This window comes from Kitasatospora sp. NPDC059648, from assembly GCF_042734825.1.
Taxonomy (GTDB): domain Bacteria; phylum Actinomycetota; class Actinomycetes; order Streptomycetales; family Streptomycetaceae; genus Kitasatospora.
On the sequence record NZ_JBHWDU010000017.1, the window covers coordinates 109,763 to 123,236 of the forward strand.

The 13,474-nt window shown below is 69.9% G+C and carries 9 protein-coding genes; 1 reads left to right on the forward strand and 8 read right to left on the reverse strand.

Translation table 11 applies throughout. From position 1 onward, the window contains the following. Nucleotides 1-127 precede the first annotated feature (127 nt). The 8 genes from yjfF to ACFV1W_RS13815 all read right to left on the reverse strand — a co-directional run bounded on the left by yjfF (nucleotide 128) and on the right by ACFV1W_RS13815 (nucleotide 10,147). Entirely contained in the window at nucleotides 128-1,099 is a 972-nt protein-coding gene (gene yjfF, locus ACFV1W_RS13780) for a galactofuranose ABC transporter, permease protein YjfF (protein ID WP_380416076.1), read from the reverse strand. After that, nucleotides 1,096-2,178, reverse strand: coding sequence for an ABC transporter permease (locus ACFV1W_RS13785; RefSeq protein ID WP_380416078.1), 1,083 nt, complete (start codon nucleotides 2,176-2,178; stop codon nucleotides 1,096-1,098). Before ACFV1W_RS13785 ends, yjfF begins: the two co-directional genes overlap by 4 nt. Continuing rightward, nucleotides 2,175-3,698, reverse strand: coding sequence for a sugar ABC transporter ATP-binding protein (locus ACFV1W_RS13790; protein ID WP_380416080.1), 1,524 nt, complete (start codon nucleotides 3,696-3,698; stop codon nucleotides 2,175-2,177). The genes ACFV1W_RS13785 and ACFV1W_RS13790 overlap by 4 nt, the downstream gene beginning before the upstream one ends. A 78-nt stretch (nucleotides 3,699-3,776) precedes the next feature. Then, nucleotides 3,777-4,760: an ABC transporter substrate-binding protein gene (locus ACFV1W_RS13795; protein ID WP_380416082.1), complete on the reverse strand. Its 984-nt coding sequence runs from the start codon at nucleotides 4,758-4,760 to the stop codon at nucleotides 3,777-3,779. Between the two features lie 682 nt (nucleotides 4,761-5,442). Next, the gene (locus ACFV1W_RS13800) at nucleotides 5,443-6,474 is read right to left on the reverse strand and encodes a LacI family DNA-binding transcriptional regulator (protein ID WP_380416084.1); all 1,032 of its coding nucleotides are present in this window, start codon (nucleotides 6,472-6,474) and stop codon (nucleotides 5,443-5,445) included. 144 nt (nucleotides 6,475-6,618) lie between these two features. After that, nucleotides 6,619-6,768 (reverse strand): hypothetical protein, encoded by a 150-nt coding sequence (locus tag ACFV1W_RS13805; RefSeq protein ID WP_380416086.1) that lies wholly within the window; start codon nucleotides 6,766-6,768, stop codon nucleotides 6,619-6,621. A 115-nt stretch (nucleotides 6,769-6,883) separates the two neighbouring features. Beyond that, the gene (locus tag ACFV1W_RS13810) at nucleotides 6,884-8,437 is read right to left on the reverse strand and encodes an alpha-L-arabinofuranosidase B (protein ID WP_380416088.1); all 1,554 of its coding nucleotides are present in this window, start codon (nucleotides 8,435-8,437) and stop codon (nucleotides 6,884-6,886) included. Nucleotides 8,438-8,584: 147 nt separating this feature from the next. Further along, nucleotides 8,585-10,147 carry an alpha-L-arabinofuranosidase B gene (locus ACFV1W_RS13815; RefSeq protein WP_380416090.1) on the reverse strand — a complete coding sequence of 521 codons (1,563 nt, stop codon included), beginning with the start codon at nucleotides 10,145-10,147 and terminating at the stop codon, nucleotides 8,585-8,587. A gap of 484 nt (nucleotides 10,148-10,631) precedes the next feature. Here ACFV1W_RS13815 and ACFV1W_RS13820 point away from each other — a divergent pair, with 484 nt between their 5' ends. After that, nucleotides 10,632-13,352, forward strand: a complete 2,721-nt coding sequence (locus tag ACFV1W_RS13820; protein ID WP_380416099.1) for a beta-L-arabinofuranosidase domain-containing protein — start codon at nucleotides 10,632-10,634, stop codon at nucleotides 13,350-13,352. Nucleotides 13,353-13,474: the final 122 nt, after the last annotated feature.

Genomic DNA, 13,474 nt, shown 5'->3' on the forward strand with positions numbered 1-13,474 from the left:
GCCGGTGGACCCGGCGGAGATCACTGGCGCGAGCAGGATTGTTAGCGCTAACGATCACCTGTCGAACGCGCACCCGGCACGGCCGGGGCAGGCCGGCCGGGGCGGTGGTGTGGTGTGGCGTGGAGCGCTATCGACGGCGGGCGGTGATCAGGCGCTGCAGGACGATGAAGACGAACAGCAGCCCGCCGATCACGATCCTGGTCCACCAAGAGCTGAGGGTGCCCTGGAAGCTGATGACGGTCTGGATCAGGCCCAGCACCAGCACGCCCAGCAAGGTGCCCAGCAGGTAGCCGGAGCCGCCGGTGAGCAGGGTGCCGCCGATCACCACGGCGGCGATCGCGTCCAGTTCCAGGCCGACCGCGTGCAGGCCGTAGCCGGAGAGCATGTAGAAGGTGAGCAGCACACCGCCGAGCGCCGAGCAGAAGCCGCTGATCGCGTACACGGTGGTCTTGGTCCGCCCCACCGGCAGACCCATCAGCAGAGCGGACTGCTCGCTGCCGCCGAGCGCGTACACGTTCCGCCCGAGCCGGGTGTAGTGCAGAACGACGAACCCGGCTGCCACCACCAGCAGCGCGATCAGCACGCTCGGCGAGACGAACAGGTCGCCGAGCGGGATCCGGGTCTGTGCCATCGCGGTGTACGACGGGTCCGTGATGGAGATCGACTCGACGCTGATCGTGTAGCACAGGCCCCGGGCCAGGAACATGCCCGCCAGCGTCACGATGAACGGCTGGATCTCGAAGGTGTGGATCACCCACCCCATCACCCAACCGCCGGCCGTGCCCATCAGCAGCACCAGCGGGATGACCACCAGCGGCGGCCAACCGTGCCGCTCCACCAGCCAGGCGGAGACCATGGTGGACAGCGCCACCACCGCGCCGACCGACAGGTCGATGCCGCCGGTCAGCACGACGAAGGTCATCCCGACCGCGACCACGAGCAGGAAGGCGTTGTCGATCAGCAGGTTGAGCAGCACCTGCCCGGAGAAGAATCCGTCGTACTGCACCGACCCGACGGTGAACATCGACACCAGCAGGACGGAGGTGACCAGCAGCGGGATCTGTCCGCGCACTCTGGTCAGCAGGGCGTTGGCGTTCACGCGCCGACCTCCCGGTTGGTGGTGGTGGCAGGGCTCGGCCGGACACCGCCGCGGCGCCCGGCGCCGCGCCGGGCGAGCTTGGCACGGAAGTTCGGCGACTGGATCAGGCAGACCGTGATCACCACGAAGGCCTTGAAGACCAGCGTGGTCTCCGGCGGGATGCCGATGGTGTAGACGGTGGTGGAGAGGGTCTGGATGATCAGCGCGCCGAGGACCGTGCCACCGATCGAGAACCGGCCGCCGTTGAGCGAGGTCCCGCCGATCACCACCGCGAGGATGGCGTCGAGTTCGATCCACAGGCCTGCATTGTTGCCGTCCGCCGCCGAGACGTTGGAGGAGACCATCAGTCCGGCGAGCGCCGCGCACAGCGCGCTGAACACGTACACCAGGCCGACCAGGCGCATCGCCCGGATACCGACCAGCCGACTGGCCACCGGATTGCCGCCGACCGACTCCAGCAGCAGGCCGAGCGCGGTGGAGCGGGTGAGCAGCGCGGTGAGCAGCGCGACCAGTCCGCTGAGCAGGATCGCGAACGGCACCGCCAGCCAGTAGCCGCCGCCGATCAGCTTGTACGGCTCGCTGGTGATCGTGATGATCTGGCCGTCGGTGACCAGCTGGGCGACGCCGCGTCCGGCGACCATCAGGATCAGGGTGGCGATGATCGGCTGGACCCCGACCCGGGCCACCAGCACCCCGTTCGCGAGGCCCAGCAGCACCGCCGTACCGAGCGCGATGCCGACCGCGCCGAGCACCGTGCCAAGACTCGCCGGGTCGGCGGCCTCGCTGATGTGCAGACAGGCCAGCGCGCCGGCGATGGCGACGGTGGAGCCGACCGAGAGGTCGATGCCGCCGGTGGCGATCACCAGAGTCATGCCGAGCGACACCAGGATCAGCGGAGCGCCGAAGTGCAGGATGTCGATCGTACTGCCGTACAGGTGGCCGTCCTTGAGGTGGACGGCGAAGAAGTCCGGGGTGAAGGCGAGGTTGGCGAGCAGCAGCACGGCCAGCACCGCGGCCGGCCAGAACAGCCGGTACCGGGTCACCGCTCTGGCCCCCGGGGTGGTCGGCGCCGTGGTCATTGTTCCGCTCCGCTCGCGATGGTGGCCAGGACGCGCTCCGGGGTGAGCTCGCCGTCGTTGCGCAGTTGGGCGACCATCCGGCGGTCGCGCAGCACGCCGACGCGGTGGCTGAGCCGCAGCACCTCCTCCAGTTCGGCGGAGATGAACAGCACCGCCATGCCCTTCTCGGCGAGGTCCGCGACCAGCTTCTGGATCTCGGCCTTGGCACCGACGTCGATCCCGCGGGTGGGCTCGTCCAGGATCAGCAGCTTGGGGTCGGTGACCAGCCAGCGGGCCAGCAGCACCTTCTGCTGGTTTCCGCCGCTGAGGTTGCGGACCAGCGCCTCCGGGTTGCCCGGGCGGATGTCCAGGGCGCCGATCCAGCGCAGCGCCAACTTGTCCTGCGCGGTGCGCGACAGCGGACGGGCCCAGCCGCGGGCCGCCTGTAGCGCCAGCACGATGTTCTCCCGGACGGTCAACTCGCCGACCAGGCCCTCGGTCTTGCGGTTCTCCGAGCAGAACGCGATGCCGTGGGCGATCGCGTCGCGCGGGCTGCGCAGGTCCGTCTCGGTGCCGTTGATCCGCACGGTGCCGCGGTCCTTGTGGTCGGCGCCGAACAGCAGCCGGGCGGCCTCGGTCCGGCCGGATCCCAACAAGCCTGCCAGGCCGACCACTTCACCGGAACGGATGGCGAGGTCGTACGGTTCGACGGAGCCCTGCCGGGCCAGGCCCTCGGCCTCCAGGAAGGCCCGGTCGGTGGCCGGAGCGGAGTGCTCGCGCCGCTTGCCTCCGGCAAGTTGGTCGAGCCCGGCGAGTTCGGAGCCGATCATCCGGGAGACCAGTTCGACCTGGTTGAGGTCACTGGTCAGGTACTCGCCTTCGAGCCGGCCGTTGCGCAGCACGGTCATCCGGTCGCAGATCTCGTAGATCTGGTCGAGGAAGTGCGAGACGAACAGGATGGCGACCCCCTGGTCGCGCAACCGCCGCATCACGGTGAAGAGTTGGCGCACCTCGTCTCGGTCCAGGCTGGAGGTCGGCTCGTCCAGGATCAGCACCTTGGCCGAGACGTCCACCGCGCGGACGATGGCAACCAGCTGCTGGACGGCGATGGAGTAGCTGTCCAGCGGCGCGCTGACGTCGATGTCCAGCTCCAGCGTGCGGACCAACTCGGTGGCGCGGCGGCGCATTTCGGCCCAGTCGATCAGGCCGAGGCGGCGCGGTTCGCGGCCGATGAAGATGTTCTCCGCGACCGACAGGTTCGGGCAGAGGTTCACCTCCTGGTAGACGGTGCTGATGCCCGCCTGCTGGGCCTGCAGCGGACCGGCGATCCGCACCCGCTGCCCGGCCAGCACCACCTCGCCGCCGTCCGCCGGGTGCACCCCGGTCAGCACCTTGATCAGCGTGGACTTGCCGGCGCCATTCTCCCCCATCAGGGCGTGCACCTCGCCAGGGAAGAGCCGGAAGTCGACCCCGTCCAGCGCCACCACTCCGGGGAACTCCTTGCGGATCCCCCGCACTTCCAGGACCGGTTGCTGACGCACCCCGGTTCTCCTCTCCTCGTGCGACCCGGCCCGCCCGGGGAGCGTTCCGCCGATCGCTCCCCGGGCGGGCGGGCCCGGTCAGTACTGGCGGGTCGGCAGCGCGGCAGCGGCCTGGTCCTGGGTGAAGACACCCTCCTGCGTCTTGATCCGCCTCGGCACCTGCTCGCCGGCCTTGACCTTCTTCGCCAGGTCCATCAGCTGGTCGCCGAGGAGCGGGTTGCACTCCACATCGACGTTGATCTTGCCCTGGCTCATCGCGGTGAAGGCGTCCTTGACCCCGTCCACCGAGATGATCCTGATGTCGGTGCCCGGCTTCTTCCCGGCCTCCTCGATCGCCTGGATCGCACCCAGCGCCATGTCGTCGTTGTGCGCGTACAGCACGTCGATCTTCGGCTGGGCTTTCAGGAAGGCCTGCATGACCTCCTTGCCCTTCGCCCGGGTGAAGTCACCGGTCTGCGAGGCCACCACCTTGAACTTCGCGTCCGCCTTGATCACGTCGCCGAAGCCCGCCTTGCGGTCGTTGGCCGGCGCCGAACCCGTGGTGCCCTGCAGCTCGACGATGTTCACCTCGTCGGACTTGCCCTGGTACTCCTTCACCAGCCAGTCGCCGGCCTTCTTGCCCTCCTCGACGAAGTCGGAGCCGAGGAAGGAGACATAGAGCGAGTCGTCCTTGGAGTCCACCGCCCGGTCGGTGAGGATCACCGGGATCTTGGCGTCCTTCGCCTCCTTCAGCACGGTGTCCCAACCCGACTCCACCACCGGCGAGAAGGCGATCACATCCACCTTCTGCTGGATGAACGATCGGATCGCCTTGATCTGGTTCTCCTGCTTCTGCTGCGCGTCGGAGAACTTCAGCTCGATGCCCGCCTTCTTCGCGGCCTCCTGGATCGACTTGGTGTTCGCGGTGCGCCAGCCGCTCTCCGCGCCGACCTGCGAGAAGCCCACGACGAGCTTGTGGCCGGCACCCTTGTCGGCCGAGCCCCCACCTCCGCCGGAACCGCACGCGGTGAGGACGGTGACCATCGCACCGGCGACCAGGGCCGCCGCAGCTCTCTTGGACATGGTGGGACTTCCTCTCGGGATCGTCGATCGCGCGAACGGCACCGCTCACGTGAACGGGAGGTATCGGCGCCGTTTCGCTCCCACAGATTGTTAACGCTCACAATCGGCACCGGCAAGGCTCTCGCACCCCGTTACCCAATCTTGACCACTCCGTCGAGGGCGGCCCGAAGCACCGTCAACTCGACCGTGATTAGGGGAGTTGGCCCGCGTTGCGGGAGGAGGATTCCTTGCCGCGCGCGCACCGCACGGTGTTTGGATGACGCGCACGCCCCCGGCTGGAAGGCGGCACACGGACAGCCATGAACCCGGGGGCAGACGCGACGACTTGACCTGCTCGGAGCGCTCTCAGTGACGGCCGCCGCCATCGGCGCAGCCGCGCAGACGGCCTCCACCGACGTGCGGTGGAAGCATGCGGCCGCGACTGCGCGTTCGCGCCCACCCTGGTCCCACGCCGATCGCCGGCACACGACAGCGTTCCCCTCGACCCGCAGTAGACCCGGCGGAGCCACGTCCTCGCTCGACGCGCCCCCAACCTTCGGCCGGGAGGTGCCCCGCCCGCGGGGATTCCCTTCGCGCACCGCCGAGGCACGCACTCCTCGCAGACCTCAGCCGTCGGACCGCCGGGCACCAGCCGGTCCGACGCGGTCCGAACGAGCGCACCCGGCGGCCGCGGGCGGCAGGGTCAGTCGCGGCGGGCGGGACCGGCGCTGCGGCGGAGGACCATTTCCGGGGAGATCTGGACGTGGTTGCGGGCATGGGCGACGCCGACGAGTTCCTCGAGGAGGAGTTCGAGGGCGCGGCGGCCGAGTTCGCCGAAGTCCTGGCGGACGGTGGTCAGCGGCGGGGTGAAGTACGCGGCCTCGGGGATATCGTCGAAGCCGATCACGCTGATCTCGCCCGGGATGGCGCGGCCCGCCTCGTGCAGGGCGCGGAGCAGGCCGAGGGCCATGTGGTCGTTGGCGCAGAAGACGGCCGTGACCTCCGGGTCGTGCGCGATCCGGCGGCCCGCCTCGTAACCGGAGCGGGCGCTCCAGTCACCGCTCCCGACCCGCGGCACCCGGGCACCGCCGGCCTCCAGGGTCTGCCGCCAGCCGTCCTGGCGGTCGCGGCTCTCCATCCAGCCGGCGGGCCCCGCGAGGTGGTGCACGGTGCGGTGACCGAGGTCGAGCAGGTGGCGGGTGGCGACCTCGGCGCCGGCCCGGTTGTCGAACGACACCATCGGCATCCGGGACCGGCTGCCGGAACCGACCGCGACCACCGGTACCGGACTGGACAGCTTGGCGAGGGCGCTGACCGCGGAGATCTGCGGGGCGATCACCGCGACGCCTTCCACGCCCTGGTCGAGCAGCCGGTCCACGGCCTCCTGCACGGAGCGGCTGTCCAGGGAGCGCAGGCTGGCCACGCTGACGAAGTAGTCGGCGGTGCGGGCGGCGCGCTCGATGCCGTCGAGCATCGAGGCGGGCCCGTACAGGGTGGAGTCGAAGCTGACGACGCCCAGGGTCTGCGAGCGGCGGGTGACCAGGGCGCGGGCGGCCGAGTTCGGCCGGTAGTCGAGTTCGCGGATCGCGGCAAGCACCCTCTCCCGGGTGCCGGGCCGCACGTGCGGAGCGCCGTTGAGCACCCGGGACACCGTCTGGTGGGAGACGCCGGCCAGCTTCGCGACGTCCGCCATCACCGGCTGTCGCACCTCCGTACCGACCGCTTCAGTTCCCACGCGCAGCCCCCTCTGGTGCCCCGGTCCGACCGTCCGCCCCGTCGTCGCGCGGCGGCGCCACTGTCTCATGCCTACGCTTGCAGCGTAGATGTTAGCGTTAACAAATAACTCGGAGGCAGGCCTCGATCCGCCTCAGGCCGGGCGTCAGGGCAGGCCGCAGCGCTTCTCCTCGCGCAGCACCAGGTGGTCGCGGAGGATGCCGTACGCCTCCTGCCCGTACGACCAGACCTCTGTTCGGCGGTGTGCCGGCTCCAGACCGCCCGCGCGGACGCTGTAAGACAGGGTGATTGCCACGGCCACGGTGGCCGGTACCGTCTCTGGCGCTCGACGGTACCGGCCACCCCGGATCAGTGCGTCTTGTCGTGGCCCAAGCGCGGGCGCGGCCGGTGTGCGGTGGTGGTGCCCGGGCTCAGCCCCAGGGCCGGTCGACCAGCCAGCTGGTGTCGGCGGCCCAACTGGTGCTGCTGTCCCAGCTGTTGGAGCCGCCGTTGGCGGCTACGTAGACCGTGTAGTTGTAGTGGCGGAGGTACTTCGTCGGGTAGTTGACGGACTGGAAGGACTGGCCGACCCCGCTGTTGCCCGAGGTGGGACAGAAGGTGGCGTCCTGCGCGAACGAGCTGCCGCCGTCGTCGGCGCTCAGGTAGAGCTCGAAGTTGTAGTGGCGCAGGAAGCGGCCGGGGTCATTGGCGGACTCGAACGTCAGGCAGGAGGTGTTGGCCAGGCCGGCGCGGACGATCCAGGTGGCGTCGGCCTTGTCGATTGCCGGGCTGGAGGAGTTGACGGCGGAGATGACGACCTTGTTGTCGGCGTCGTCGTGGCGGATGTAGTCGGAGGTGCAGCACGTGGTGGTGGCCTGCATGGAGACCCGGGAGCCAGGGGTGAGTGCTCCGGTGCTGGTTGAGCTGCTGCTGTAGCCGGCGGCGGTGATGTTGGCCTGGACGGCGTTCTCGGTGGCGTCGGTCGGGTAGCCGGAGGTCATGACGCCCTCGTAGAAGGTGCCGGCGGAGCCCTTGCTGTTGTCGCCGCCGATGCCCAGGATGATCGCGCCCTCCTTGTGCATCGGGTTGTAGCCGGCCGCGTTGGGGCGCGCGCCGCTGTAGTAGGTGGACAGGCCGCCCGACTGGGCGTCGCCGGCCCGGATGGCCCACTGGTTGGGCTCACCCTTGACGATGGCGGTCAGGAACCGGTTGTTGACGCTCGGGTCGTTGGCGTTGAAGCCGGTGCTGATGCCGGAGAACAGGCCGTTCTCCTGGTCGGCCATCACCCAGGGGCCGTTGCCGGAGCCGTAGCCCCAGGCCTTGCTGTTGCCGAAGTAGATGGCCTCCATGTGGCCGTTGCCGGTGTCGGTGTTGCTGGTCTCGGCGTTGCCGTAGTCGAAGCAGCAGCCGCCGTCGTAGTGGGTGCCGTCCAGGATCGCGTACATGCCCTCGGGCTGGTCGCCGGTGGCGATGCCGTTGGTGTTGTTGTTGCGGTAGCCGGTGCCGGGGGCGATGTAGACGCCGTACGCCTCGTGGCCGGCGACCGTGACCGGCGCCTCGAAGGCGTTCGCGAGGTTGTCCGGGCCCGGCGCGGCACCGCCGGCGGGGGCCTGGGTGAGGTGGTTGCCCTTGCCGGACTGGTCGTAGATGACGGTGATGACGCAGCTGGTGGCGGCACAGAAGGAGTCCTGCGCGGCGGCGTCGGCGTAGCCGCCGGTGCTCAACAGGCCGATGTCCTTGGTCGCGCCGTCCGACGCGCGCCTCACCTGGTACAGCGCTCCGCTGGAACCGGCGTACAGCGCCCGGGTGGTGGAGTGCGCGGCGACGCACGGCGTATTGCCGGCGGCGTAGATGTCGCACGGCCCCTGGGTGGCCGCCTGCGAGGTGGTGGTCGTGGCAGTGAGCAGGCCGGCGGCGAGCACGGCGGTGGTACCGGCCCCGAGCAGCGCGCGCCTGACGCGGCGGATCCACGGTCGCTTGATCATGAAGAACTCCTTCACGGGGTGGGGTGTGAGGTGAGCGTCGACGAACCCCCGGTGCCCGGCTGTGCGGGCGGCGTGGGTTGCGTTGACGCCTCCGGGTCCGGTGCGGATTCGGCCGTCTTCGGCACCGGACTCGGGGCGGGCTGCTCGTCAGCTCCAGGGGGCGGCCGCGAGCCAGCTGGCGTCCTGGGCCCACGACGAGGTGGCGTCCCAGGCGTTGGTGCCGCCGTTGCTCGCGATGTAGGCGGTGAAGTCGTAGTGGCGGATGTATTTGGCCGGGTAGTTGAAGGACTGGAGGGAGTGACCTGTGCCGCTGTTTCCTGACTGCGGGCAGAAGGTGGCGTCCGCGGCGAACTGGGTGGTCCCGTCGTTGGGATTGAGGTAGAGCTCGAATGCGTAGTGCCTGAGGTAACTTCCGGATGCGTTGGCCGACTCCAAGGAGACGCAGTTGCTGTTGGCCAGGCCGGCGCGGACGATCCAGGTGGCGTCGGCCTTGTCGGTGGCCGAGCTGGAGGAGTTGATCGCGGAGATGACGACCTTGGTGTCGGCGTCGTCGTGGCGGAGGTAGTCCGAGGCGCAGCACGCGGTGGTGGCCTGCAGGGAGATCCGGGAGCCGGGCGTCAGCGAGCCGGTGCCGGTCGAGGCGCTGCCGTAGCCGGCTGCGGCGATGTTGGCCTGGACCGCGGCATCGGTTGCGTCGGAGGGGTAGCCCTTGACCATGGCGCCCTCGTAGAAGGTGCCCGCGCTCGCGTTGCGGTTGGTCTGGCAGCAGTCGCCTCCGCTGCCGAGGATTATGGCGCCCTGCTTGTGCATCGGGTTCCATCCGCTGGGCAGTGCGCCGCTGTAGAGCTGGGTCAGGCCCCGGGACCGGGCGTCGGCGCCCTTGAGTGCCATCTGTGTGGTGCCGTCGTTCTTGAGCATCGCGGTGACGAAGCGGCTGCTCTGCGGTACCTGGTCGGGGTTCCACGTCTTGCCGCCGCCGGAGAACAGGCCGTTCTCCAGGTCCGCCTGCACCCACGGCCCGGTTCCGCTGCAACCGCCGAACCAGCATTCCGTGCTGAAGTTGATCGCGTCCATGGCGCCGTTGCCGTCGGCCCTGTGGTCGGTCTCCGTGTTGCCGTAGTCGAAGCAGCAGCCGCTGTTGACGTGGGTGCCGCTGGTGACCATGTACTCGCCCTCGGGTGAGCTGCCGGTCGGCACCCCCGAGGTGGAGCTGTATGCGAAGTAGCTGTTGCCGGGGTTGATGTAGAGCGCGTAAGCCTTCTGGCCGCCTACGGTCACCGCTTCGGTGGTCGCGGTGGCCGCCGTGTCGGCGCCGCCGGTCCCGCCGGGCCCCTGGTAGACCAGGGTGCTGCCGCTACCGGTCTGGTCGTAGAGGCGGGTGATGGTGCACACGGTGCCCGCGCAGAACGAGTCCTGCGCCGCGGCGTTGGCGACGCCTCCGGCGGACAGTACCCCGATGTTCTGTGTCGTGCCGTCCGACGCCCGCTGCACCTGGTAGAGCGGGCCGTTGTAGGAGGCGAACAGCGCGCGGGTGGTGCTGTGCGCCGCGACGCACGGTGTGCCGCCGGCGGCGTAGATGTCGCATGGGCCCTGGATGGCGGCCTGGGAGGTGGTGGCCGTGCCGGTGAGTACGCCGGCGGCGAGCACGGCGGTCGTCCCCGCCGCCAGCAGCGCCCGCCGGGCACGGCGCAGCCACGGTCGTACGGTCATGAACGAACTCCTTCCACGGGGTGGGGGAAAGGAAGGGGTGTAGGGGTGGGGGTGGGGAGCAATTGTTAACGCTAACAATTGCACCCGAGAAGGAGCGGTGCGCGCATACGATGGAATGGACACCTCAGGGGCGCCGCAACGGCCATCACTATGGCCACACATTGGGGCACCGTCAAGACATTGCACATGGAACCTTTGTCAGCGTGCGAACATTTTTCGACTCGCGGTCCGGACCGGCACCGCCGGCCCGTCACCGCGGTCGGTCGAGGACCGGTAGGCAGTGACGGTCCCCCCGCCCCGCGGACCTCTGGACACGCCCGGCGCGCGGGGCTATAAACGTGGGACCTGTTAACGGCAGATGTCGCGATGTCAGTCACCTCTCGCCCCGCCCCGCAGAGTTGCCGCGCCTCGGCAACTTTGTTAGCGCTAACATTTCACGGGCGCACGGTGGTTCTTCCTCCCCGAAAGGAACAGGTCAGCAATGCTGCCCCCTCCCCTGAGCCGCCGCAGTCTGCTCCAGGCGACCGGCGCCCTGGCCGTCGCGCCCGCCGTCGGTCTCGGTCTCGGTCTCGACCTCGGTCTCACCGCCCCGGATGCCGAGGCCGCCGCCACAGGCGTCTCGGCGCTGCCGTTCGACCTCGGCCAGGTCCGGCTCACCGGCGGCCGGTGGCTCGACAACCAGAACCGGACCCTGGCGTACCTGCGCTTCGTCGACGTCGACCGCCTGCTGTACAACTTCCGCGCGAACCACCGGCTGTCCACCAACGCGGCCGTCGCGACGGGCGGTTGGGACGCCCCGGCGTTCCCCTTCCGCACCCACGTGCAGGGGCACTTCCTCAGCGCCTGGGCCCAGGCCTACGCGGGAACGGGCGACACCACCTGCCGCGACAAGGCCGCCTACATGGTGGCCGAGCTGGCCAAGTGCCAGGCCAACAACGCCACCGCGGGGTTCGCCGCCGGCTACCTCTCGGGCTTCCCCGAGACGGACTTCACCCAGCTCGAGTCCGGCACGCTCAGGAACGGCAACGTCCCCTACTACTGCGTCCACAAGACCATGGCCGGCCTGCTCGACGTCTGGCGCCTCATGGGCAGCACCCAGGCCCGGGACGTGCTCCTGGCGCTGGCCGCCTGGGTCGACCAGCGCACCGGCAGCCTCGGGTACGGCCAGATGCAGGCGCTCCTGGGTGTCGAGTTCGGTGGCATGAACGAGGTCCTGGCCGACCTCCACCTGCAGACCGGGGACACGCGCTGGCTCGCGGTCGCCCAACGCTTCGACCACGCCGCCGTGTTCGACCCACTCGCCGCGGGCCAGGACCAGCTGAACGGCCTCCACGCCAACACCCAGGTGCCCAAGTGGATCGGCGCCGTCCGCGAGTACCGGGCCACCGGAACCGCGCGCTACCGCGACATCGCCTCGCACGCATGGACGATCTGCACCACCTCGCACAGCTACGCCATCGGCGGGAACAGCCAGGCCGAGCACTTCCGCGCCCCCGACGCCATCGCCACCTACCTGACCAACGACACCTGCGAGCTCTGCAACTCGTACAACATGCTCAAACTCACCCGCGAGCTCTGGCAGTTGGACTCCGCACAGGCCGCGTACTTCGACTTCTACGAGCGCACCCTGCTCAACCACGTCGTCGGGGCGCAGAACCCCGCCGATCCCCACGGGCACGTCACCTACTTCACCCCGCTCAAGCCCGGCGGCCGCCGCGGCGTGGGCCCGGCCTGGGGCGGCGGCACCTGGAGCACCGACTACGACACCTTCTGGTGCTGCCAGGGCACCGGCATGGAGTCCAACACCAAACTGGCGGACTCCGTCTACTTCCACGACGGCACCACCCTCGTCGTAAACCTGTTCGTGCCCACCGTCCTCACCTGGGCCGAACGCGGCATCACGGTCACCCAGTCCACCTCGTACCCGGCGCAGGACACCACGACGCTCCGGGTCACTGGCAGCGTGAGCGGCACCTGGTCGATGCGCATCCGCATTCCCGCCTGGACCTCCGGCGCCACCGTGAGCGTCAACGGCACGGTCCAGAACATCGCCACCACGCCGGGCAGCTACGCCACCCTCACCCGCTCCTGGACCTCCGGCGACACGGTGACCGTCGAACTGCCCATGCGCGTCACGCTCCGGGCCGCCAACGACAACCCGGACGTCACCGCGATCACCTACGGTCCGGTCGTCCTGTGCGGCAACTATGGCAGCACCGCCCTGGCCGCCCTCCCCGTCCTCGACCCGGCGTCGATCACCCGGACCGGCACGACCGGCCTCGCCTTCACCGCGACCGCCGACGGCTCCCCCGTCGGCCTCGTCCCGTTCCACGAGGCGCAGGGCTTCAACTACACCGTCTACTGGAGCACCAGGAGCGCCGGATTCCGGCTGTTCAACGCGGCCAGCGGGCTCGTGCTGGGCATCCGGGACATGTCCACCGCGGACGGTGCGCCCGCCCTCCAGTGGGCCGACTCCGGCACCGTCGACCATGACTGGGTGCCCGTCGTCGACGGCACCGCGCTGCGCCTGCGCAACGCCAACAGCGGCAAGGTCCTCGGCGTGCAGAACATGTCCACCGCCGACGACGCCCCCGTGCTCCAGTGGTCGGACAACGGCACGGCCGACCACCGGTGGTCCGTCGTCGAGGCGGCCGACGGCGCGTACGAACTGCGGAACGCCAACAGCGGCAAGCCACTCGGCATCGCCGGCGCCTCCACCGCCCGGGGCGCCCTCGCCGTGCAGGCCGCCGACACCGGTTCGCCGACAAGCCGGTGGAGGTTCGTTCCGAGCGGCACCCGGCTCATCCGGAACGTGGCCAGCGGGCTCGTGCTCGGCGTGCTGAACATGTCGACCGCCGACGACGCCCCCGTGCTCCAGTGGTCGGACAACGGCACCGCGGACCACCTGTGGACCGCGGTGATCGACAGTGGAGGCTACCTGCGGCTGCGGAACTCCAACAGCGGCAAGGTTCTTGCGGTGGAGGGCGGCAGCACGACGAACGGCGCCCGGATCGTCCAGTGGAGCGACGACGGAGCCGCCGACCACCGGTGGCGCCTACGGCACGGCGGCGGCGACACCTTCCGCATCCAGTCCGCCGTCAGCGGCCGCGTCCTCGGGGTCTCCGGAGCCTCCACCACCGCGGGAGCCCAGGTCGTCCTCTGGGACGACAACGGCACGGCCGACCATCTCTGGCGCTTCGTCTGACCGGGCGATCACGCCCCGCCGCGCACACGCGTCCGCGCCGGTGTCCCGGCCGTCCGCCGTCATCCGCCGGTGCCGGCGCCGTCTCCCGGACCGCCGCCAGCTCGCCCAGGAAGTGCCAGTAG